The sequence below is a fragment of the Aquimarina callyspongiae genome (assembly GCF_034322225.1).
GTDB lineage: Bacteria > Bacteroidota > Bacteroidia > Flavobacteriales > Flavobacteriaceae > Aquimarina.
Genome location: NZ_JAXLPA010000001.1, coordinates 1,027,717 through 1,051,854, shown reverse-complemented (window position 1 = coordinate 1,051,854; position 24,138 = coordinate 1,027,717). Strand labels below are relative to the sequence as shown.

Annotated in this window: 22 protein-coding genes and 1 tRNA gene; 3 read left to right on the top strand and 20 right to left on the bottom strand. The window is 32.8% G+C overall.

Features of this window, described 5'->3' with window-relative positions; genetic code table 11:
• Positions 1-6 precede the first annotated feature (6 nt).
• The 4 genes from U0D62_RS04430 to U0D62_RS04415 all read right to left on the bottom strand — a co-directional run bounded on the left by U0D62_RS04430 (position 7) and on the right by U0D62_RS04415 (position 5,647).
• Positions 7-1,017 carry a 4-hydroxyproline epimerase gene (locus U0D62_RS04430; RefSeq protein WP_322194114.1) on the bottom strand — a complete coding sequence of 337 codons (1,011 nt, stop codon included), beginning with the start codon at positions 1,015-1,017 and terminating at the stop codon, positions 7-9.
• The gene (locus tag U0D62_RS04425) at positions 998-2,743 is read right to left on the bottom strand and encodes a DUF885 domain-containing protein (protein WP_322194113.1); all 1,746 of its coding nucleotides are present in this window, start codon (positions 2,741-2,743) and stop codon (positions 998-1,000) included. Before U0D62_RS04425 ends, U0D62_RS04430 begins: the two co-directional genes overlap by 20 nt.
• Before the next feature lie 62 nt (positions 2,744-2,805).
• A complete protein-coding gene (locus U0D62_RS04420) occupies positions 2,806-4,353 on the bottom strand; it encodes an aldehyde dehydrogenase (NADP(+)) (RefSeq protein ID WP_322194112.1) in 1,548 nt (515 codons plus the stop codon).
• Between the two features lie 364 nt (positions 4,354-4,717).
• On the bottom strand, positions 4,718-5,647 hold the full coding sequence (locus U0D62_RS04415) for a dihydrodipicolinate synthase family protein (RefSeq protein ID WP_322194111.1): 930 nt from the start codon (positions 5,645-5,647) through the stop codon (positions 4,718-4,720).
• Between the two features lie 140 nt (positions 5,648-5,787).
• Here U0D62_RS04415 and U0D62_RS04410 point away from each other — a divergent pair, with 140 nt between their 5' ends.
• Together U0D62_RS04410 and U0D62_RS04405 are read left to right on the top strand one after the other, a co-directional pair.
• Positions 5,788-6,648, top strand: coding sequence for an AraC family transcriptional regulator (locus tag U0D62_RS04410; RefSeq protein ID WP_322194110.1), 861 nt, complete (start codon positions 5,788-5,790; stop codon positions 6,646-6,648).
• Positions 6,649-7,087: 439 nt separating this feature from the next.
• Positions 7,088-9,769 (top strand): zinc-dependent metalloprotease, encoded by a 2,682-nt coding sequence (locus U0D62_RS04405; RefSeq protein WP_322194109.1) that lies wholly within the window; start codon positions 7,088-7,090, stop codon positions 9,767-9,769.
• A 71-nt stretch (positions 9,770-9,840) separates the two neighbouring features.
• Here U0D62_RS04405 and U0D62_RS04400 read toward each other — a convergent pair whose 3' ends face one another.
• The 13 genes from U0D62_RS04400 to U0D62_RS04340 form a co-directional block, all read right to left on the bottom strand.
• The gene (locus U0D62_RS04400; protein ID WP_322194108.1) at positions 9,841-11,619 is read right to left on the bottom strand and encodes a MutS-related protein; all 1,779 of its coding nucleotides are present in this window, start codon (positions 11,617-11,619) and stop codon (positions 9,841-9,843) included.
• Positions 11,620-11,717: 98 nt separating this feature from the next.
• On the bottom strand, positions 11,718-12,074 hold the full coding sequence (locus U0D62_RS04395) for an MmcQ/YjbR family DNA-binding protein (RefSeq protein ID WP_322194107.1): 357 nt from the start codon (positions 12,072-12,074) through the stop codon (positions 11,718-11,720).
• Positions 12,071-12,490: a GNAT family N-acetyltransferase gene (locus U0D62_RS04390; protein ID WP_322194106.1), complete on the bottom strand. Its 420-nt coding sequence runs from the start codon at positions 12,488-12,490 to the stop codon at positions 12,071-12,073. Before U0D62_RS04390 ends, U0D62_RS04395 begins: the two co-directional genes overlap by 4 nt.
• Positions 12,490-13,110, bottom strand: coding sequence for a DUF4230 domain-containing protein (locus U0D62_RS04385; protein WP_322194105.1), 621 nt, complete (start codon positions 13,108-13,110; stop codon positions 12,490-12,492). The genes U0D62_RS04390 and U0D62_RS04385 overlap by 1 nt, the downstream gene beginning before the upstream one ends.
• Positions 13,111-13,303: 193 nt before the next feature.
• Entirely contained in the window at positions 13,304-14,050 is a 747-nt protein-coding gene (locus U0D62_RS04380) for a cyclase family protein (RefSeq protein ID WP_322194104.1), read from the bottom strand.
• Positions 14,051-14,059: 9 nt separating this feature from the next.
• Positions 14,060-14,845 carry a class I SAM-dependent methyltransferase gene (locus U0D62_RS04375; RefSeq protein ID WP_322194103.1) on the bottom strand — a complete coding sequence of 262 codons (786 nt, stop codon included), beginning with the start codon at positions 14,843-14,845 and terminating at the stop codon, positions 14,060-14,062.
• A 13-nt stretch (positions 14,846-14,858) separates the two neighbouring features.
• Positions 14,859-15,995, bottom strand: a complete 1,137-nt coding sequence (gene hemW / locus U0D62_RS04370) for a radical SAM family heme chaperone HemW (RefSeq protein ID WP_322194102.1) — start codon at positions 15,993-15,995, stop codon at positions 14,859-14,861.
• Positions 15,996-16,020: 25 nt separating this feature from the next.
• A complete protein-coding gene (ruvC, locus tag U0D62_RS04365) occupies positions 16,021-16,578 on the bottom strand; it encodes a crossover junction endodeoxyribonuclease RuvC (protein WP_322194101.1) in 558 nt (185 codons plus the stop codon).
• A gap of 54 nt (positions 16,579-16,632) precedes the next feature.
• A complete protein-coding gene (locus U0D62_RS04360) occupies positions 16,633-17,112 on the bottom strand; it encodes a hypothetical protein (protein ID WP_322194100.1) in 480 nt (159 codons plus the stop codon).
• A gap of 76 nt (positions 17,113-17,188) precedes the next feature.
• The gene (locus U0D62_RS04355) at positions 17,189-18,352 is read right to left on the bottom strand and encodes a tetratricopeptide repeat protein (protein ID WP_322194099.1); all 1,164 of its coding nucleotides are present in this window, start codon (positions 18,350-18,352) and stop codon (positions 17,189-17,191) included.
• Entirely contained in the window at positions 18,352-20,625 is a 2,274-nt protein-coding gene (locus tag U0D62_RS04350; protein WP_322194098.1) for a peptidylprolyl isomerase, read from the bottom strand. The genes U0D62_RS04355 and U0D62_RS04350 overlap by 1 nt, the downstream gene beginning before the upstream one ends.
• Before the next feature lie 3 nt (positions 20,626-20,628).
• Complete coding sequence (locus tag U0D62_RS04345; RefSeq protein ID WP_322194097.1) at positions 20,629-20,988, bottom strand: BlaI/MecI/CopY family transcriptional regulator; 360 nt, start codon at positions 20,986-20,988, stop codon at positions 20,629-20,631.
• Between the two features lie 168 nt (positions 20,989-21,156).
• Entirely contained in the window at positions 21,157-21,576 is a 420-nt protein-coding gene (locus tag U0D62_RS04340; RefSeq protein ID WP_322194096.1) for an energy transducer TonB, read from the bottom strand.
• Positions 21,577-21,748: 172 nt separating this feature from the next.
• Between U0D62_RS04340 and U0D62_RS04335 the strand changes: the two genes are divergently transcribed.
• Positions 21,749-22,249: a DUF456 domain-containing protein gene (locus U0D62_RS04335; RefSeq protein WP_322194095.1), complete on the top strand. Its 501-nt coding sequence runs from the start codon at positions 21,749-21,751 to the stop codon at positions 22,247-22,249.
• Positions 22,250-22,487: 238 nt separating this feature from the next.
• On the opposite strand, the gene U0D62_RS04330 is transcribed toward U0D62_RS04335, so the two are convergent.
• The 3 genes from U0D62_RS04330 to trxA all read right to left on the bottom strand — a co-directional run bounded on the left by U0D62_RS04330 (position 22,488) and on the right by trxA (position 24,009).
• Positions 22,488-22,561, bottom strand: a tRNA-Asp gene (locus U0D62_RS04330).
• A gap of 86 nt (positions 22,562-22,647) precedes the next feature.
• Positions 22,648-23,577, bottom strand: a complete 930-nt coding sequence (locus tag U0D62_RS04325; protein ID WP_322194094.1) for a DUF58 domain-containing protein — start codon at positions 23,575-23,577, stop codon at positions 22,648-22,650.
• 114 nt (positions 23,578-23,691) lie between these two features.
• Positions 23,692-24,009, bottom strand: a complete 318-nt coding sequence (gene trxA / locus U0D62_RS04320; RefSeq protein WP_103865399.1) for a thioredoxin — start codon at positions 24,007-24,009, stop codon at positions 23,692-23,694.
• Positions 24,010-24,138: the final 129 nt, after the last annotated feature.

Below are 24,138 nucleotides of genomic sequence, written 5' to 3'. Positions count from 1 at the left end.
TACTTTTTAAATTACTTGAAATCCGTGTGCGTATGGATCGTCCTGATCATCAATTATGATGGTGTTATATCCATAAACCTTTGCCCAACCTTGGATACTAGGTACAATAGCATTCTTACCATCTAAGGTTGTTTCTTCTTCTATTCTTCCTATAAATTTGCTGCCTATAAAGCTTTCATGTACAAACTCATCTCCAGGTTTTAGTTTCCCTTTTGCATATAGTTGAGCCATTCTAGCTGAGGTTCCGGTTCCACAAGGAGAACGATCTATAGCCTTATCTCCATAAAAAACTGCATTTCTACCAGACGAAGACGGATCAATAGGATCTCCTGTCCATAGCATATGACTTACATCTCTGATAGTTTCATTTTCTGGATGGATAAATGTATCGGGATATTTTTTATTAATACGATCTCTTACTACTTGAGAGTATTGAATCAATTTACTAGCTGTAAAATTATGTATCCCACTGAAGTTTTTTTGAGGGTCAACAATTGCATAGTAATTTCCTCCATAAGCGACATCAAAGGTGATTTCGCCTAGTTCTGGGCAATCTATAGTTAGACCTTCTGCCGCAAGATATGATTTTACATTTTTTAATTTTACCCAGTCAACTTTTTTGCCTGTTTGCTGATATTCGATTTCTACAAGCCCAGCAGGAGCTTCCATCCTGATTTTACCTGGAGTTTTAGGTTGAACCAAACCTTCTTCAATTGCAATGGTAATTGTACCAATAGTACCATGTCCGCACATTGGCAGACATCCTGAAGTTTCTATAAACAGGATACCAAAATCATTTTCGGGATGATGTGGTTCAAATAAAAAGCTTCCGCTCATCATGTCATGTCCGCGAGGTTCAAACATTAACCCAGTTCTAATCCAATCATATTCTTTGAGGAAATGTTGACGTTTTTCACTCATAGAGTTTCCTTTTAGATCAGGGCGTCCTGTAGTTACCACTCTTACCGGGTTACCACAAGTATGCGCGTCTATACATTTAAAGCTGTTTTGAACCATTTTTTGTATTTTCAATGTAAGTATTAATTCTATTTTCTAAGATCGAAAGTGTCACTGTTCCTTGTTCGAGGATAACTTCATGAAATTCACGAATATCAAATGCACTTCCTAATGTTGTTTGAGCTTTATTGCGAAGCTCTCTAATTTTTAATTCTCCGATTTTATAGGATAAGGCTTGTCCCGGCCAAGAGATGTATCTGTCAGTTTCAGTATTAATCTCGTGTAATGATAAAGCGGTATTAGATGCCATAAACTCTACTACCTGATCTCGTGTCCAGTTTTTTGCATGAATTCCTGTATCAACCACAAGACGACATGCTCGCCACATCTCATAGGTGAGTTTGCCAAAATGTTCGTAGGGTGTTGTGTACATTCCCATTTCTTCTGCAAGAAATTCTGAATACAGACCCCAACCTTCTCCATAAGCAGAGAGGTATAAGTTTTTTCTAAATTGTGGAATACTATCACCCAATTCATTATTCAAACTACCTTGCAAATGATGTCCAGGAACAGCCTCGTGAACGGTCAATGATGGTAGAGTATAGAGTGTTCTACTTTTTAGATCATAAGTATTAACCCAATAATAGCCGGGTTCTGTACTATTAGCTTCGGTACCGATATATCGTCCTCCGGTATATTTTGGAGCAATAGCATCGGGTACAGGGGCAACTCCATAAGGTTTTCGAGGTAAAGTTTTAAAAAAACGAGGTAATTGTGCATCCGCACGTTTTGCCATATCTCGAGCAATCATCAATAACTCTTCTGGTGTATTGGCATAAAATTGTTCATCTGTACGAAGAAACTTTAAGAAATCAGCAAAGCTTCCTTCAAAATTAAGTTCTTTGATGATATTCTCCATTTGTGTCTTAATTCTAGACACTTCTTTTAATCCGATAGTATGGATATCGTCTGCAGTATACTTAGTACTGGTGGTATAAAAGTTTATTCTATTTTGATAATATTCCTGACCATTTGGAGTTTGTGATACTCCTATTGAAGTTCTCGTTTTTGGTAAGTATTCAGTTTCAAAAAAAGTTTTGATTCTTTTAAACTGAGGGATTACTTTGTTTTGTATTATATTTTTTGCAACGGTAATAACAGAATCTTTCTGAGATGAACTTAAAGATTCTGGTAGTTTTTTGAAAGGAGTGTAAAAATTACTGTCTTCGCTAGAATCAACAATGTGATCGTTATAGGTAGATTCATATCCTTTAAAAATAACTTTGGGCTGCGAAACTCCTTTTTCTATACCTTGTCGTAAATTTTCAAAATGTTGATCTACAAACGCAGGGATTGCCTGAAGTTTGTTGAGATACTCTTTAACCTGCTCATAATTGGCTAATGGTTTAACCATATAATTAAGACTGCTATGAAAACCAGAATCTGATAAAAGAGGGTTCAGGTATCGCTCAAACTTATAATAGTTAACAGTATCTTGTAGTGTAAAAAGTAATAGGTCTAGTGATATTTGATCAGTTTCACTAAGTTGAGAACGATCAATTTTAATAAGCTCTTCTATTTTTTTATTTGCAAAATCTGCTTCTGCTTTAAAATATTCTTTTGTAAAAAGACCCAAAGGATATGTTTTAGTATCATATCCTTTGTGATCTTGATGGCTATTAATTATTTTTTGCAATACTTGAGATGAGTTTCTCGATTCGTCTTGTTTACAATTAGAAACTAGTACAAACAAAAGAAGAACTGTAATGCATTTAAAATAATTCATTAGCTTTTATATTCATTTTTTTGACCTTTTGGTCATCTGTTACTCTTGATATGCTAAAGGGATTAATTTTTAAGCCCTTCTGGTAATAAGTCTTTTGGCCAATCCTGGTAACTAAAAGGTCGTACCCATCTGTTAATAGCTCCCAGACCTACAGATGTAAATCTTGAATCTGAAGAAGCTGGATATGGTCCGCCGTGAGTCATAGATTCACAAACTTCTACTCCAGTAGGAACGCCATTAAAAATAATTCTACCAACCTTTGTTTGTAGAGAATCTACAACATCACCTAGATTATCAAAATCTTCTTTTTCTGCTAATATAGTACCTGTTAATTGTCCTTCTAGACTATCTATAACTTGTACTAATTCTTGCTGGTCTTTTGCTTTAACTACTAATGAGAAAGGACCAAATACTTCGGTATGCATTTTAGGGTTTGCTAAGAAATCTTTACCTGATACTGCACATATTTTTGATGCTGCAAAATTAGGTTCTACATCTCCTTCAATTTGTCCTACAACTTCAACACCTTCTTGAGATGTTACGATTTCTCCATTTGTTTCAAAACCATCTTTAATATTAGGATGCAACATACATTGTGGAGCTATTGCTACAGTTTTTTCTGCCAGATCTTTTACGAAAGCCCTTGTTTGTTCTCCGTCAATAGTTAGTAATAACCCTGGATTTGTACAAAACTGCCCTGTTCCTAATGTAATAGATCCTGCATAGGTAGATGCTGTTTCTTCTGATTTTTTAGCAATAGTATTCGGCATAACAACAACCGGATTAATACTTCCCATTTCTGCAAAAACAGGGATAGGTTCTTCTCTTCCTGCTGCTAAATCATATAATGCTCTTCCTCCGGCAATACTTCCTGTAAATCCTACTGCCTTTACTTTAGGATGTTTTACTAATGCGGTTCCTACAACTCTACCACTTCCGGTAATGTTTGAAAACACACCATTAGGCATTCCTGTTTTTTCTGCGGCTTTTATAATAGCAGATGCTACTAATTCACCAGTTCCTGAATGCATTGCGTGAGATTTTACAATAACTGGGCAACCTGATGCCAGAGCACTTGCGGTATCTCCTCCTGCAGTAGAAAATGCTAATGGAAAGTTACTTGCTGCAAATACAACAACTGGTCCTAGAGGGATTGACGTTTTTCTAATATCAGATTTCGGGAATGGTTGTCTTGTTGGAATTGCTTCGTCAATTGTATTATTTCTCCAATTTTCGGTTAAAATTAGATCTGCAAAAGCTCGTAATTGTCCAACTGTTCTTCCTCGCTCACCTTGAGCTCTACCTTCTGGTAAACCAGATTCTGACACATACATGTCGGTTAGTTCACTGTCTAATGCTAATATCTCATCGGCAATAGCATTTAAAAAAGCTGCTCTTTGCTTTCCAGGGATGTTCCTATACGTTTTAAAAGCATTATGAGCTAGTTCAACTGCCTCATCAACCTCTTCTAAAGTGGCTTGAAAAAAAGGAGTAGGGTTTTCAACATTTAGCTTTGGGTTAACAGTTTTATGAGTAGTGGTTCCTTTAGCTGATAATTGATTTCCTATATAATTTTTTCCTGTAATCATTTTCTTTTCTACAATTTCCATAAGGGAAGACTTTTTAATTAATTAATAATTTGTGTTATATGTTCTTCAGTATCTACGAGTTTATTTACCGTAAAGGCTGTTCCTCAAAACTAATCGTCATAAATTATAGATGAACGCATTTTTAATTTCTTCTAAAATCTATACAAAAATGCAAATCATTGTCTCATAGTTTATACGAGACAATGATCTGAAATGTAATCAAGAAGATTTATTTTCAACATTTTTATTTTGTATAAAAATTGTCTTTATAGAGGATTAAAGGACTTAATGTTATACTCTTTTCGGCTTTTAGTCAAAAAAAGAACGAATCCTAAAACCTCAACCTTTTTTAGATAAAACTAAAAAAAGGCACATAGAAACTATGTTATACTAAAGCTTCCAAATTTTTGTACTCAGGTAGTGAAGGTCTGTTGTTTAATCCATTTTCTATAATGGCCAATACTCTTTCTCTTTCTGCACCAATTAATGGTAAACGAGGTTCTCGAATATTTTCAGTTCCTATACCTGTTGCAACTTCTGCAAGCTTAATATTTTGTACTAATTTACTGTTTATGTCTAATTCTAATAATGGTAAAAACCAACGATAGATATCTAATGCTTCTTTAGTTCTTCCTGCTTTCTGAAGTTCGTAGATAGCAACAGTTTCTGCCGGGAATGCACAAACTAATCCAGCTACCCAACCATCTGCTCCCATAAATAAACTTTCTAGAGCTAAGGTGTCTACACCACTTAAGATAGCTAATCTATTTCCAAAACGATTTTTTATACGAGTTACATTTGATAAATCTCTAGTAGATTCTTTTACTGCTTGAATATTAGGACAATCACGTAATAATTCTTCAAACATGTCTAAGGTTACTTCAATACCATAATCAACAGGATTGTTATATACCATAATAGGTAAGTCTGTACTATTAGCTACTTTTTTAAAGTAAGTAACGGTTTCTCTGGCATCAGCATTATAACGCATAGGAGGAAGCATCATTAAAGCACTAGCTCCATCTTCTTTTGCTTTTTGCGCAGCTTCAACAGCTCCTTTAGTAGTTTGTTCTGCGATATTGATGATAACAGGTACTGTACCTTGCACTATATCGACAGCAGTTCTAACCAGAATTCTTTTTTCTGTATCTGATAATGTACTTGCTTCTCCTAATGTTCCCCCTAAAATAATTCCGTGAACACCTGCATCTAATTGTGCTTTGATATTAACCTCAAACATTTCCAGGTCTAAAGTGTCCTGGTCTGTAAATTTTGTCGTGACTGCGGGCATAACACCCATCCAATTTATTGCCATACTTGATATTTTTAGTCAAAGATATTGTGAATATGAAGGTAGGAATATTTATAAATTATCCAATAGCGGTACTATATTAACCTGTTTAAATAAAAACAACTCAAAAATGAGTAATATTGGTATATAAAACCGGGGAATTTATGAAAGCATTACCTTTTAAAATACCAAAATCTTCTTCTGATACGTTAATTATTCAGGAAGATAAGGAATTAGTTTTTTATGACAAATTGCATCAGCATGAAGAGTTTCAAATCTCTATTATTATTGCTGGAGAAGGAAGCTTAATTGTAGGAGATACAATAACAGACTATAAAGCAAACGACATATTAGTTTTTGGAACTCAGGTTCCTCATGTATTAAAGAGTGCTTCTTCTACAGAAGAATCTTATATGATCTCTCTCTTTTTTACTAAAGACTCATTTGGAAATGGTTTTTTTGAGTTACCAGAATTCACTGGTTTGTCTAACTTCTTTAAAAGTTCTACCTATGGTATTAAGATAACGACCAAAAGGAAAAAGCTTAGAGACTTATTATTAAAAATCAGAAGAAAAAGTCATAAACTGGATCGGTTTATCATTTTTATGAAGATTTTAAAACTATTGCAGCAAGCTGAAATGGAGACAATTTCATCTTTTATTGCGAAGAGAGGATATAATGATAGTGAAGGGAGACGAATGGCAGATATTTTCCAATTAGTAATGAATGATTTTAATAGAGATATTACTTTGCAAGAAGTTTCAGGTTTAGCTAATATGACTCCAAATGCTTTTTGTAGATATTTTAAGCAACGAACAAATAAGACATTTTTTCAATTTTTGATAGAAGTAAGAATAGAGAATGCCTGTAGGTTGATTTCTAAAAATGCAGATATTCCAATTTCTGAAGCTTCTTTTAATAGCGGATTTAAAAATTTATCTAATTTTAATAGAAAATTTAAAGAGATAAAAGGAGTTACTCCTTCTTCATATAAAAAGAGATTACACGACCCTCATTTTGTTTAAAACAATTAGGGTCGGTAATTTATTTGAATTTTTTCTATCAGTTTTGATGTAAAGTAAAAAATACAGTTTATTGTTTCTACTATAAAAGTCACATGCCTATTCTCTGGGATAAGTTTGAGCAGTTTTTCTATGCCAAAAAGTGAGTTGTGAATACTCTTTATTCAGTCTTCAATAAACCTTATTTCTTCTGATATAAGGTTCTTCATTATGACTTTATTTCTTGGAAAACGTAATAAATCAGAAAGATACGGTTGTTTTATTATAAAATTAACTAGTTGCAATACTATGTTACCCAAACCATCAGGTTATCATTTTGTTTTAGTTAATATAGCTGATCATTTAACAATTTTATTAAGATTTCATCTGTAAATAAGTATTGTTATTGAAAATAAAACTTAACCCAAACACAATTTATTTAACTAATTGCAAAAAGCAAGCTATGAAGAAAATAATTACTTTTTTATTATTCCTTGCGGGAATATCTGTTATGGCACAGAATGGTTGTAGAACCTCAGAGGTTACCATAGATTTCTACAAGAATAACCCTAATGCTCAAAAAGAATTTCTTGACTTTAATAAATATACAGAGGACTTTGCCAAAAGTCAGGAAAAAAGTGCCCTTTCTGGTCAAAATATTATAATACCCGTAGTATTTCATGTGTATGGAACAACTCAAAACGGTAAGACGGTAAATGATCAAAAAATCATTAACTCTCTACAAATGGTTAATGAAGATTTCCAAGGGTTAAATCCAGATTTTTATACTGTTGACCCATTGTTTGAAGGAGTGCGATCTAAAACCAATATAGAATTTAAATTAGCACAGATAGATCCTAATGGAAGTCCTACAACCGGAATTATTTATCATGCGGCATCAAGTGGTCAGGCAAATTTTAATAGCCCAATTGTTGCTGCGGATGGCTGGGATAATTATAAATATATGAATATATATATAACTGCGGATCTTTATGATAATGGTGAATCAAATAACTCGGGTGTTGCTTGGTTACCAGATACATCAATGTCTGATGCTGATATAGCGAGAGTTGTTTACAATGGACAGTATTTGAAAGGAAATACTGATGATGAATTTGCATCCATATTAACTCACGAGTTTGGACACTGGTTAAATTTATCTCACACGTTTGAAGGAGGATGTACTTCTTTAACACAGGATTATGTTGATGATACTCCTCAGGAAGATGCAAATTCAACAGATGATGGATGTGCTGTAGGTGCTTCAGATTGTGGCGGAACCTCATTGATTAACTACGAGAATTATATGGGGTATGACTCTTCTACCGGTTGTGCAAAGATGTTTACAAAAGGTCAAACTGATAGAATGTATGCCGCATTACACCATGCTGCTAGAGTTACATTATGGCAAGATGCCAATCTTATTGCTACTGGTGTAGGAAGCAGTTATGATATTACCCCATCTGTATTTGATGGTGCTACTACGACTCAATCTGCATTTTTACAAGTTTGTGCAGGTACGAATATAAATATGGGAACTACCCAAACAGGAATACAACAAAATGTTACCTTATTAAAGCCAAATGGCTTGGTAGATACAACTACAGATGGTGATACTTTTTGGACATTTGATAATGTTCAGCCAGAAGATGCAGGGATTTATATAATTTGTTATAATGACGGCAGTGGTAATATAGGATTTGCACCTATCGAGTTGCAAGTAGGATATGAGATAACGCCTTGGGTAAATGATTCTGCTGATTGGTCTATAGGTAATGAGCTTAGTGTATGTCCTGGAACCAATATTTATTTAGGAATGGAATATCGAGGATTAAACAATGCATCGATCGAACTACCTAATGGTTCTATAGATACTACTCCTGATGTAGGAACGGCCTGGCAGTTTACAAATGTACAACCCGCTGATGCAGGAACGTATACTGTAACATATGATTTTGGAGGATGTACAGCTTCAGTACAAATCGAACTCAAAATACAAGAAGAAATTATTCCTTGGGTTAATGATGGTAGTGATTGGTTACAGCAATCTTATGTCGAAGCGTGTCCTGGAGACACTGGTGTATATATCGGAATGCAAAGTGGTGCAGGAACTTCAAATGTAACTCTTACAGCTCCTAATGGTTCTGTTGATACTACTCCAGACGTAGCTACAGGCTTTTTGCTCTCAGCATTACAGGCAAGTGATTTTGGAGTATACACTATTACCTGGAATAATCCATCTGGATGCACAGGTTCTACTCAGATTGAATTAAAATATAAAGATGACACACTCTTAGGATGGGTTAGAGATAATAATAATAATTGGTTTAGAAAGAGTAGTTTATTTGCCTGTACAGGAGATAATATTGCTATAGGAACGACCAATCTTGGGACAACAGATTTTAAAATCACCTATCCAAATGGAACCGTTGACACTACACCTGATATTGCTACAGGATGGTATCTAAATAATATTCAGGAGAGTGATGAAGGTAGATATAAGATTGAATTTGGGGATCCTTCAAGATGTTATGCAGTTACTTATGTAGATCTTGTAGTTGATAATACCGTACTAGGTAGTGAGGTTGAATATGAAATTAACGGACAAGGGTTTACACCTTCTGCTACAAATTCGATTACTGTTGATGGTGGAGATAAGGTGTCTGTTAGAATTCCATCCAATTTATTTGAAGGAAGTATAAGCTGGACTGGACCTAATGGTTTTACTTCAAATGCTAGTACTATAGAAGTTACTAACTTGGCTGTAGATGGTGTTCATGATGGAACCTATACTGCTACTATCAATCATACCGTTGATTGTAGCTCTGTCAAAGCTCCTGAAGTTGTGAATTTTGAAATAGCATTTAATGTATTAAGTATAGGAGAAGAAGAGATTACTATTTTTGATATGTACCCTAATCCAACAAATGATGGTTTAGTAACCATCCGTAAAAAGGATAGTAATAGAGATTTAAGATTAATGGTTTCAGATCTTCAAGGAAAAACATTAATCAACACATCAAATAATGAATTTTCTTCTAATGAGATGATACTTGATCTAAGACAATATAGTGCTGGAGTTTATTTCATAAGTGCATATTCTGGAGATAAGAGTAGCACTAAAAGAATCGTAAAATATAAATAAAATTTTTATTTAAGTTTAGTTGTTTTCACTTTAGGTGGGGTCAATACGGTAGAATTGGCCCCACTTATTTTTTATACGATTCCCATTTTAGAAAGTAAGAAGGAAGCATTCATATTTTGACAAACTCCATCTTTGAATTTATAATCAAAATACAATTCATCATTAACAATCTGAGCATCAAAAAAACGATTTTCTACCTGTGATAATTCTGAAGCAATTTCACAAAGACTCAAATCATGGGTGGCAATGATTCCAGAAGCATTTGCTTTAACTAATTTTTCAACGAATTTGCGCGAACCTGCAGCTTTGTCTTTACTATTAGTCCCTTTTAGAATCTCATCAAGAATAATAAAATATTCGTCTTTTTCAAGAGCATCTACGATCTTTTTGAGTTGTGTAAGCTCTGAAAAGAAATAAGATGCATCATCACTTAATGAATCCGAAGTACGCATGCTAGTAATCAGCTTTATTGGTCGATATCTACAAGATTTTGCGCAAACTGGCAACCCTATATTAGACATAATTATTTGTAAAGCTATAGTACGTAAAAAGGTACTTTTTCCAGCCATATTGGCTCCAGTGATAATAAAAAACTGTTCGTGATCGATAGTAATATCATTATCTACCCTTTTTTGAGGATTAAGCATGGGATGACCTAATTCTTTTCCTTCGATAATAATGTTATCTGAAGTGATTTGTGGGAAAACGTATTCTGGATGATTAAAAGCAAAATTCCCTAATGAGTTGTAAGAGTCAAAAAAGGCAATAACCTCAAACCATTGTGTTACTTTATGATGATTTTTTGCGATCCATTGTTCAATACGATAGCTTTGAAGAATATCCCAAAGCATTAATCCGTTGGCTAATACTCCAAACATCATATTATTACGCTGATCAAAAGCATTTAGAATGCTAGCAAATTGTTTTAAGGTTTGCGATGCTTTTTCTGTTTCACTTATAACTAATTGCTGTTTGTCTTTTAACAAAGTAGCGTCAAAATCAGTATTCTCAATCTTATCGACTAACTTATAATATTGCTCAAATGTATCTTTTACTTTATTAGCATCATTATATAAAGAGTTGATTTTTTTCAGTTGAGTTCCGGTAATAATAAGTCCAACAAAAAACCAAAGTAAAAACATCTGAAATGTAATACTTCCTAAAAATAAAAGAACTAACATAACAACAGATATACTTGATATGATGGTTGGAAGAAATTTCATCACTTTAGGAACAAAAGAAGTATAGTTTTGCAACCATTTTTTTATAATAGGTACAGGAACTGTTACATGTACCAGCCCAGCAATAGCACTAAATTCTTGTCTCCATTTTGGGAGTTTTACCAGATTTTTGATGGCATTCTGCTTGTCTTCAATATTATCTATAGTATTTTCTGTAAGAATAGATGCTAATCTTTCTTTTCCAGCCAAGGTGGTTGTACGGTTTATATATTGAAAAAATGATCTGTCTCCAAACAGATCAATATCGTGACTATAAGGGTGTGTAGTGTCAATAAATTCTTTTCCAGGAGAGAGTTTACTTATATCCGGACTATCAGTATCAAAAACATCTAATTCGAGTTGATTGAGTTCAATAAGTTTTTTAAACTTATCTCGCGAATATGTCAGATTGGTATGTCGATTTACTAAAAATATAAACGCAGCAATACCTATAATAATAGAGCCGATTATAATTTGAGTGTTTGGATATCCAAAATAAATCCCAGATACCATTCCAAGAAATACTAACAATCGAATTGTACTTGATACTGCTAATTGTTTTTTTACTTTTTGCAGTGATGTCGAATGAAGTGCTAATTGTTCTTTATAAAATTGAAGAGGTGTATTCATAAGTGTAAAAAGGTAAAGAGGATGGTATGCTTAAAAGCAAAAGAAGGCCTTCCTTAAAGATGCCTTATTAAATTTGATGCTCTCTTTACTATATTGTATTAAAGGTTTTCTAATTCTTGTTTTAGTTTTTTTGTGAGTTTTTCAACCACTAAGTCATATGAATGATCAATGAGTTCATATAAGATATCAGTAGCTAAACCACCAGAAAAGTTAACAGTATTCCAATGTTTTTTATTCATATGAAATCCAGGAGCGATTTCAGGATGATACTCACGTAGTTCGACTGATCGATCAGGATCACATTTTAGATTAACACTAAATGGGATGTTATCAAGCCCCGTTAAGGCAAACATTTTACCCATTACTTTAAATACCAATGCGGTTTCATTAAACGGAAATTCTTCGGTAACCCCCTTTTTTGCCAGGCAATAATCTCTAAAGGTTTCGATATTCATTTCCAATTTAGGTTAATTGTTACTTTGCCCATCATTCTTGAAGTATCTTTAATAGAGTCGAATCCAAATTGTTTATGCAATCCGTGTGCATCTTTAGTAGCAAGCATCCATCTTTTGATCTGTTGTAAATCTGGATGCTCCATAATTGCCTTTATGAGTTGTTTTGAATATCCTTTTCCTCGATGCTCTTTTGTAATAAAAACATCCATTAAATATCCAAAAACTACATAATCAGTTAATACTCTGGCAAAACCTACCTGATTACCATTTTCATATATGCCAAAACACATACAATTTTCTATGCTAGTTATGACATCTTCTTTTGTTCTTCCTTCAGCCCAGTAAGAGTTTGTTAAAAACTGGTGTATGAAATCTATATCTAATTTTTCTTTATCAGTAGAAATAACTATGCTCATTATTCTTCTAACTGTTTTGAGTCTTCATTATTGTGATCCAATTCTATGGCAGAGTAATCTAGTGTCCATCCAATTGCTTCTGCCAAGGTCTCCATTAATGAAATAGCTGTTAATGCTTCTTTCTTTGCGGTTTCCATAAGTCCGCTTTGCGGAACTTTATCTCTAATAAATTGCTTGGCTTCTTTATTAAGTTCTGTAAGGTCTTTTGATGTAAAAGGGTTAAGCCATCCTTCTTTTTTATCGTAATATTTAAAATCGGTCTCTATCGTAAGGAGTTTTGGTTGCGGGAAATGACTTAAAACGATACGTTTGTTTTTAGTGTCACTTTCTAGTTTAACCTTAGAAAGATCAAAACCTACATAAGCTTTGGCATCAATAAGGATTAGTGCTTTTTTTGTGCCAGATAAAAGATTGAAAAATTTATCTTTCACACTTTCATAATGATAGATTTCGGCAAAATCACCTTCTACCGTAACTAATTTGCAGACATTTTTTATTTTTTCCATCAATACCGTCGATTGTGTCTGTATCGATGATTTTCTTCTTGCTGCACTGAATCGTGAAAAAATAAAGTAGGCGATGATTGCCCCTCCCAAAAGTCCTACAAATAGTAATTCCATGCCGTAAAGATAGGAATATTGAGCAATAGCTTGATATAGATATTAATTTGTTACTACAGAAAATCTTTCTTGTTCTAAACGATCTTAATGCTTATTACCTATAACTGTTAAATAAATGATTCCTCCTGTACAACTACAGATCAGACAAGCAAAAATATCCTTTCAATTTCTATATTATCCTTTGAGATTACTATTAAAGAATACTATATAAAATAGGTTTGCTAGGAGAAGCATCGTTATGAAAAGAAGCCATCTGGAGGTTTAAAAAATATAACCCATCTTTAATTTCATTTTTTATAAAAACCATTTCTGTAATAGTAGCTTGATAACGAGGGTTTTTAGGGTAATTCCAAAATGCTTTATGTGCTAGTAATTTACCATCATCTTTTTCTTTATCTACAGAAGGGAGATCAATCAAAAGATGCTCAACTCCTATTTCACGAATATAGGTTGCAGCTTCTTCTGTAAGATAAGGCCAATTGGTATGCGAGTATTGTTTGTTGAGTTTTTCTTTTTCATTAGGAAGTGTTCTTATAATTAGTGCCTTACTATTTTGTGAAGTAATAGCGTCTTTAATGGTTTTTTTATCAATTATAAAATCTTCTCCTTGCCGATGAGGTTGTATAGTAAGTAGTTCTGCCAGAAAAAAGAATTGTTTTAAAGCATCATTAATACTATGAAATTCTGGGGTTATATGACCTATGCATTCAGTATGAGTACCGTGACCATGAGGATTAAAAGTAATCGTATTAAAATTGGTTGAAGCTCCTTCTGTTACTTTTCCTATCCAATCACCTTCTGTAACAGGTTCGATTTTAGGAGGATTAATATACCAGGCATTGACATTCTCTTTTGAAGCTTTTAAAGATATAGATATGTCTAAAGGTTTTGATAAATCTATGTTGTAAGATTGAAGGTTGTATTGTATAGTTGTTTTCATGTACTACGATCAGACTTTATTAATTACTAAAAAAAGATAATCACCAAGCGTATTTTTATAATTTTTGATAACTGTATCAATTTGCCCTGAGTTGATATCTCTTTGCATAAAATCTAATCCTTTATCTATTTCTTCATTGTAAGCGAGTGAAGAAAAAGAAGATATGCCTTGTCTTATTTTAGGATTAAAATATAGTTTGGGATTATGTTTTCCTGAATATAAGAAAAGGTCTTGCAAATCAGGCTGGATATTATATTTTTCTGTTTGATCAATTTTTAATTTACTTGAAAAAAGGCTATTTCTGATATCATCCAGAGAGGGCATTTGTGTTATAGAATCTTCAAGCATTTTAGGAAAATAGTGACGGAGCCAATATCCTTTCATTTGCTTTGGAGTAGACGTGAATATTACAATTTTACCATTAGGTTTTAAAACCCGGTTTAGTTCTGAAAATCCTTTTTTAAGATCTTTCCAATGATGGATTGTCAAACTAGCAATAATACCATCAATAGATTCTGAAGCAATATCTATTTGTTCTGCAGTACCTATCTTCCAGGTAACCTTGCTGTGTTTTTCTTTTGCTTTTTTAAGCATTTCTAATGAAGGGTCAATACCAATGAATTGGTATCCTTTTTTGGCGAATTCAGAAGTGTAATTGCCTGTTCCACACCCAATATCTAAATACAATCCATTAGGATGAGGATTTAAAAGCGTAGATAATCTCCTGAAAAGATAAGGGTCAGTTTTTCTAGTAGTATTATAGCCTATTCCAATACTATCATATTTTGCCTGCATATCCCAAGTTTAATCACTCTAAATTTACTAAGAAAAGATCACTTGCAATACCGTCACACAAAAACTTTCCTTTTTGAGTAATTAGGATTGTTTCGTCTTGAACAACTAATAAACCTTTATCTATATGTTTTTGAGCTTGTTTTAGAATATACTCTTTATAAGAATTCCCAAATTCATTATTAATTTTTAACAATGAAACACCCCAAATAGTTCTTAAACCAGTCATGACGTACTCGTTATACTTGTCATTGGGAGTAAGATCTTCAATTTCTTTGGGAAGCTCATTTTGTTGTAAAGCCTTAATGTATTTTATGTTGTTATTGAGATTCCAGCTTCTTTGTTGTCCATTAAAAGAGTGTGCAGATGGTCCAATACCCAAATAGTGTTTGCCTAACCAATATGCGGTGTTGTTTTTACTGAAATATCCTTTTTTACCAAAATTTGAAAGCTCATAATGTTCAAATCCTGCTTTTTCCAAACTATGAACTAAAATTTCAAAATGTTTTTGTGCTAATTCTTCCTCTACAGGAGGGATTTCTCCTTTTTTTATCAAAGCTGGTAAAGGAGTGTTGGGTTCTACAGTGAGTGCGTAACAAGAAATATGTGGAACCCCAGAATTTAAAGCAAATTCAATATTTTGTTTCCATTCTTCGATGGATAAGTTTGGGATGCCATAAATCAGATCTATAGAGATATTCTTAAAATACTGGCTGGCAAAAGACAAACATTTTTTAGCTTCTTGCGCACTATGTGCACGATTCATAAGTTTGAGATCTTTTTCAAAAAAAGATTGGATGCCGATGCTTAAACGATTTACAGGGCTGTTAGCGAGAGACTTTATTTTCTCTTCAGTTAGGTCATCAGGATTTGCTTCTACTGTGATTTCCACATCTTCGGCAACCAGATAGTTTTCATAAATAGTATCTATAATAAAACGTAATGCGGTTACAGAGAGCACTGTAGGTGTTCCCCCTCCAAAATAGATTGTTTCAATAACAGCATAATCATCTATTTCTGTTCGTCTGAGTTTAATTTCATTACAGATAGCGAATATCATTTCATCTTTTTTCTTCATAGAAGTAGAAAAATGAAAATCACAATAATGACAAGCTTGTTTACAAAAAGGGATATGAATATAAATACCTGGCAACGTAGCTTTTTTTTAGTTTTTTAGATTATTTTTTGACTCTGCCTTCGTTCTGTTTTACAAAAGCCGCCCAACCAGTATAGCTTTTCCCAACGATATCTGCCTTGCCCATATTATAAAAGTGACATACAGCAGCAGCAAGTCCATCTGTAGAATCCAGGTTTTTGGGTAAAGTTTTTATTTTTAATAGACTCTGTAACATTTTAGCAACTTGCTCCTTGCTGGCGTTTCCGTTTCCGGTAATTGCCATTTTTATTTTTTTAGGGGAGTACTCTGTTATAGGTACTTCTCTACTTAGTCCGGCAGCCATAGCAACTCCTTGAGCACGACCTAGTTTAAGCATGGATTGCACGTTTTTTCCAAAGAATGGAGCTTCGATGGCTATTTCATCAGGATGATAGGTGTCTATAAGTTCTATAGTGCGTTCAAAGATATGTTTTAACTTTATGTAGTGATCATCATATTTGCCTAATTGAAGCTCATTGAGTTGCAAAAAAGACATTTTTTTGCCAATTATTTTGATGAGCCCAAATCCCATGATAGTGGTTCCGGGATCTATACCTAATATGATTTTTTCGTTACTCAAGTGGTAGTTTTCTTTGTTTCTACAAAACTACGTAATTATAAATAAGAATAAGGCTCAATCAATTTGTATCACTAAAGGTAATTTATAACGTGCAGACGTTGGGGTGCTTCGAGTATGTGCAGGTTTTATTTCCGGCAATGTATTAATGCTTTCTGCGATAATATTTTTAAAATCAGGGGCCTGTGATCCAAGAATATCTGGTGAATTGAAATCTTCTAATTTGACGATTCCTTCTTTAGTGATTAACAACGAAACCCAAATAGTATCATTTATAGATTCAGTTACTTTTATTGGGTGATCCATTAAATAACTATGAATATGTTTTGTGATGGTGTTTTGAAAGCATTGTTCGAGTTCTTCAGGAACTTTATATTGGCAAGCTTTAAATAGAGGAGGCTGATCTACATCGTTTTTATCTAGTTCGTTCCATCTTTTTTCCACGATATCTTCGCGATTCTCTTTCTTTAATACAAAGTGATCACAAGAACATAAGGTAAAAATGATCAAATACGTATACCAATACCTTTTTTTCATTGCCCCTAACTAAGTTTTAGCGATGGCAAGCTACATAATTTTTTTTAGAGGAGGAAGAATAGAGTGAAAGCAAAGGTTATTTTTTAAGCTGTTTATTAATTTCTTCCTCAAGTTGTACTACTCTTTTATTCACAATAAAATTGAGATAACTCTTCTTATCATCTCCGTGTTTTTTTAAGTACAAATTGTAGTAATCTAATTTTGTTTGTGGATCTTCATAATATGCATCTGCAAAGGTGGCTAATTGATACTGAGCTCTAGAATAGCCGGGGTTTTCTTTAAGAGAAAGCGTAGCATATTTTATAGCTTTTTGCCATTGCTTTTGATGCCTGTATACCATCGCAATATTTAAAAGATCTTCTTCGATAGGTAGATCCTTTAAAGTAATAGCTGCTTCATAACTTTCAATCGCCTCTTTATGCTTTTTTAATCTAAGATAAGCATCGCCTAAACGAGTATAGCGTATAGGTATTTTATCATCGTATTTTAAAGCTTCTTTAAAATGAAATACGGCTTTTTCAAATTCATAAGTATTGCTGTAACATAATCCTGCAGAAGCATGAATAAACTCACTTTCATAGTTGAGTTGCAGCAATTTTTCAAAATAAGGAATAGCACCATCATAATCCTTTTTTAAAAGAAAATTTTGCCCCAGAATATTAATGAGTTGAGGATTCTCAGGATAAGAATGTAAGCCCAGATTTGCCACATCCCAAACCTTATCATATTCTCTTTTTTTAAGATAATGTTTCGCGACTTCAAAACAGCTTTTCTGATGGGTACTATCTAGTTTAAAAGCTTCTTTAAAGTAAAGAATTGCTGTAGAATCTTTTTTTATTTTTTTTACTAACCCTTGTCTATACTGGAAATTTGGATTTTTAGGGTATTCAGAGATAAGATTTGTATATACGCTGTCAGCCTTATTAAATTTATTGGTTGTCGTTAATAATTTGGCATATTCCAGCTTTGCAGAGATTAATGCAGAATTGTTTTCTATTGCTTTTTTATAGTATGTAAGAGCATCTATATAAGTGCCTTTGGCTTTGTGTGATTTTGCTATTTGAAGAAGTAAATATTGATCTTTGGGGGTTATTGTGTTGTAAGTTTTAATTGCTTTTGTATAATCTCCAACAGTATACAAGCTATCTGCTATCGCTAAAGCCGAAGACTGTGCTTCGGCTTTAAAAATTATACACACGATCAATGCAGATAGCAATACAATTACTCTTTGATGTTTCATTATTTGGTAATTATTTTTAAAATGTATAAATCTCCTGTATATGTATTGTTCATATCAGTGAATAACATTTCTTTTGCTTTTTCAAGACTGTCGTACTTTTCTAAATAAACGTAGTAGTACTTGTCTTTTGGGTTTCTGAAAACTTTGGGATTAAGACCTGATTTCTTCATTCTGGCCACTCCTTTGTCTAGATATGATTTACGCTTGAATATGTTGGTGACTAAATAGTATCCATTTTCAATATTATGCCCAGTAATATCAGATAAGTTTTCGGTAAGTACAGGTTCTTCTTCTTGCTTAGAAGGTTTTTTCTGAGTATTATTATCACCTACTGCCTTCTCGTTTTCTGGAATATTGATAACTATTGGTAATGAAAATAGGACATCAACTCTTATTCCGTTGGATTCTCCTGGGATCATTTTAGGAAGTGATCCGATCACTCTTACCGCTTCTTGTTTTAGTTCTGGGAGAGGAGCTCTTGACCGAATATTCGTAATATTTCCTATGGTATCGATTTTAAAATTAACATGAAAACTTGTTAATCCAGATAATCCCTTTTGTTGTGCAATGTTGACGTCAAAATTTGCCTTGACAAATTGATTAAGTTCATTAATTACACATTCTTTCATTTCGTCAGGATCTACAATATTTTTACAGGTTTTGGTTGTTGGAATCTTGTCAACCTTGGCAAAGGGAAATTCTGTTTTTTTCTTTATTAAAATATGTCTAAGATTAATAGTTTCGCCTTGTCTTTTTTCTACGGTTACTATATGCCAACCAAGTTTTGTTTTGAAAGGAGCAGAAATTTCACCTTCATTCAAACTAAAAGAGCGTTGGATAAAATGCTTGTCAAAGGGAGTCTCTTTAGTTATAGTATAAGCTCCTCCATTTTCTTTAGAGTTTAGGTCTTCAGAATGTCGTTTGGCTTGAATAGAAAAATTAGTGCTGCCATTTTCAATTTCTTTTATTATTTTTTCTAATTGGCGTACTATATCTCTATCCTCTCCTTTTAAATATCTTTCGTTTGCTTTTCTGGCTAGAATACGATGTTCTTCATAACTTCTCTTTGTATTTTTAAGATATTGATTTATTCTCTCTTTTTCATCAGAACTGATAGTGTCTGTCTGTTTTTTTTCTTCAATATGTCGAGTTACTAGAAATTCATTAAATATTTGGTTTCTGTAATAAGCTTCTCTAGAAAAAAACCTGTTATCATCTTGATTTAAAAAAGTATTGGTGATTTTTCTTGAATCGACATTTGCATCGATCATTTTTTGTAATTCCTGTCGAAGTCTCTTTTTCAATATTTTATCTAAAGAATCGTTTAGAGCAACATTTACCGGACTGTATGTAACTTGTTTTTGTGATGCATTTTCAACTATTTTTTTTGCGCCTTTTTGAGAAAAAGAAGAAAAAACGAGCATGAATCCTAAGATTGGGATCAATACCAGGTATTTATACCTTGCTATTGTTTTTGATTTTGACTTTTGCAACATAAGTATTCGTTTTTTGATTAAGGAACGACTATAAAACTGATTGATAAATTTAATTTCTTCGGTATCAAAAACTGTATTTAGCAATTGCTCATAATACTTTCTTTTTCCTAAATTTTTAACGCTTTTGGCATCAGCCAGAAATTCGTGTAATGCTTTTATTCTTGATTGATATACATATATCAGTGGATTAAACCAGAAAACCATTTTTAATAACTCAAACCATAATAGATCCAGAGAATGTTTTTGTTGTATATGAACAATTTCATGAACTAAGATCTGTTCTTTTTCAGTTTCGGATAATTGATCACCGAGATAGATGGTGTTCCAGAAAGAGAAGGCATCTTTACTTTCTGGTAAAATAACTACATTAAGATCTCCTATCTTATTTTGAAAGGCAGAGCTTCTTAATTGCTTTAATTTTATAGTTTTTCTTATAAATCTAAAAAGCAGAATAGCAACTACTAAAGCATATAAAACTAGCCACCAGTTTATAGTGTCTAAAACACTTGCGGTATTTATGGTGTTAATTACTTCTGTAGCTGGTGCAACTATAGGTTTTTGACCTATAAATACTGTTGGTAGCTCTACTACATATTCTTCTGGAATATTTTCTTGTATACTTTTTATTTTTATAAAAGGTAAAACAAAAGAAAGTATAGAAGTACATAAAAGATAAGCTCTATTTAAAGAGAAGAAAGTATCTTTTTTATGAAAAATATCATACGCTATCAGGAACAATAACTGAAATAATATAATTTGAAAGATGTAATAAAACATAAATTATTCTTCTTTATCTAGTTCTTTTAAGATGTTTTCGAGATCTTCAATGTCCATATCATTCTTTTTTACAAAAAAGGAAACCATATTTCTAAAAGATCCATTAAAGTAATTGTTCATCAGTTTGTTAAGAGACTGATTACTGTATTCTTCTTTTTTTACCAAAGGAAAATAGATGTATCCTTTTCCTTTTTTACGATGAGATACAAACTCCTTGTTTTCCAGAATTCTAATAATTGTAGAGATTGTATTGTATGCTGGTTTAGGATCAGGCATTTCGTTAATTATAGAAGCAACATTGGCTTCCTGCAATTGCCATAATAATTGCATTACTTCTTCTTCAGCTTTTGTGAGTTGTTTCATAAGATTTTTCAACTAAAAGTTTAGTTCTATAAAACAAATATAACTAAATAGTTAGTTTTAACTAAAAAATTAGTTAAAAAATATTGTAAATTTTTATGTGGAGTATACAAAAGGTCTTTTGTATAGCTGTTAAATGTTTATGGTAAGGAATAAAAGCTATTAATGTTTTTACAAATTGGTTACTTGATTCTTTACTACAAATTTGATTAAGACGTTGTATGTGTCTTCTGTCTTCCCGTTATTTTCAAGCGCTATAGATCCAGGTATAATATCAGGAAAAGATTCAAGTGTTCTTAAGGCTTCTTTTTCTAATTCTGGAGAAGATCCTTTAATTTGAATATCAACCATTTTTCCTTCAGATGTAATCTTAAACCTTGTATAGATACGATTTTCTCCTTGTTTTGCAAAGGAAGAAATTGCATAAATGTTGTATTTTGAATTAGCGTATTGCTCAATATCTTTACAAACGCAATATTTTCTTACCCGTTCTATTGTTTTGCTTTTACATTTAACGGTTGTGGCATTACTTTGAGAATATGAATTGAATGCTAAAAATATGATAAGGATAATTAGAGGGTATAGTTTCATGATTTTTGGGATAAGTATAAATGCTGCTATAAGTGTGCTGGTTTTATATTTACATCTCAAAATAAATATAATTGCTTCTGACTTGTGTTATGTAAAGTTTAAGTATTATTATGTGTTTAATAATTTATAATTAAGTAACAAAAAGTAATTATTTTAGTCTAATAAGTTACTTATGGATATAGCTTTAGTAATTATCGGTTTTATTTTTTGTCTTATTGGTATTGTAGGTAGTTTTTTGCCTGTATTACCAGGACCCTTTACTTCATGGATAGGTTTGTTAATACTTCATTTTACAGATGCGATCCCTCAAAATTGGACTTTTCTGGGAATTACCCTGGGGATATCGATACTGGTTTGGGTATTGGATTATATTGTTCCTGCTTTGGGGACTAAAAAATTTGGTGGCTCTAAATACGGGATGATAGGTAGTTCTTTAGGGCTTATTGTCGGGATATTATTTTTAGGTCCTTTGGGAATCATTATAGGGCCATTTGCCGGCGCTTTTATTGGTGAGATAATAAAAGATAGTAGTGATTCTTCAAAAGCGTTAAAAGCCGCGTTTGGATCATTTATAGGATTTCTTGCAGGTACTTTTCTCAAATTTATAGTTTCAATAGCTTTTATTGTACTATATCTACAAAAAGTATGGGATCATTGGGGAGAATTATTCTAAACTCTGTATGTAGAAAAGGAGGAGTAGTAAATTCTTCCTGTTGAGAAGATTTGAAGTTAATTATCATCTCAGATCTGTAATACTTAATTCCAGTAATTAAAAAAAGCCTCTCCAAATTAATATGGAAAAGCTTCTCATCGGTTTACTACTAAACCACCCCGATTTTACTCGGAGACAACACAACATTTTTAATTGCCAAAAAAAAGCTTCAATGGTAGTTGAAGCTTTTGCAATTTTGCGGTCTGGACGGGACTCGAACCCGCGACCCCCTGCGTGACAGGCAGGTATTCTAACCAACTGAACTACCAGACCAGTACCTTATTGCGGATGCAAATATACACCTCATTTTAATTCTCACAAATCTTTTTTCTGTTTTTTTTGATATTAATTTTGATGAATTATATAAATTTCTGCCTTTCAACCAAATAGGTGGTCAAAATTTTATCAAAATCTTTTGTGGTATCCGCTTCTACATATTTTATACCGTATTGCATACATTTCATTTTAAGATCATAGAAATATTGAGAAACGGCTTTTTTATAATTATCCTTAATGTTGTCTGCATAGACATTGATATGTTCTCCTGTTTCTACATCAACAAATCGAGTAGGGCGATTATTGAAGTCAAAGCTTAATTCTTTCTCGCTATCAAAGGTGTGAAAAAGAATTACCTCGTGTTTGTTATATTTTAGATGTCTTAGCGCTTCAAATAACTTTTCTGGACTTGTAGTAGCTTGTAACATATCTGTGAATAAAAAAATCAATGACCTACGATGTATTTTTTCTGCAATTTGATGTAAAAACCTATAGGTATCAGTATTTTTACTTTCAGATGTTTTAAGTAGCGTGTTATTTAATTGATTTAGTAGCATGTGGTGGTGGCGATCACTACCTTTCTCAGGGGCATAATAATCATACTCATCACTATAAATGCTAAGGCCAATAGCATCACGTTGTTTTTTGAGAATGTTCATCAAACAAGCAGTTGCAAGAACTGAAAAACTAATCTTATTTAATGATCCTAGGTGATGTTCTTTTACAGAGGGATAATGCATAGAAGAAGAGTTGTCAATGATGATGTGACATCTTAGATTTGTTTCTTCTTCATAACGTTTTGTGAAGAGTTTATCAGTTTTGGCATAGAGCTTCCAATCGATATGCTTAGTGCTTTCTCCGTTGTTGTATACTTTGTGTTCTGCAAACTCTGCAGAGAATCCATGAAAGGGGCTCTTGTGCATGCCAGAAATAAAACCTTCTACCACCTGTTTGGCTAATAATTCAAGGTTAGTAAACCCTCCGGTGTGATTGATTTCTTTTTGAATATCCATGCGCTAAGAAAGTAATGTACTATTAATGTAGACAATATACGTATTACAAAATAATTAAGAACAAAAAAAGGTTTGACATTACGTCAAACCTTTTTCTTTTTATTTCAGGATCTCTTACAATAAAGAGTCTAAAGCTTCTGCGTATACATTTTTAGGAGATACACCTACTTGACGTCCTACTACTTCTCCGTTTTGGAAAACTAAAACTGTAGGGATGTTTCTTACTCCATATTTTGCAGCAAATTCTTGATTTGCATCTACATCTACCTTACCAACAACAGCTTTTCCGTCGTATTCATCGCTAATTTGTTCTATGATTGGTCCTACCATTCTACACGGTCCACACCAAGCAGCCCAAAAATCAACTAATACTGGTTTATCACTCTTAAGTACTACTTCATCAAAAGTAGCATCTGTTATTTCTAGTGCCATATTATTTATAGTTTAAAAAATTCTTGTTTTATTTTTAATGTTCACAAAATTAGTCAATAATTCTGCTAAAGCTTACAAACGTGATATTTGTTTTGACTATGGAGCCATTTGATTTTCTGATACCAAAGA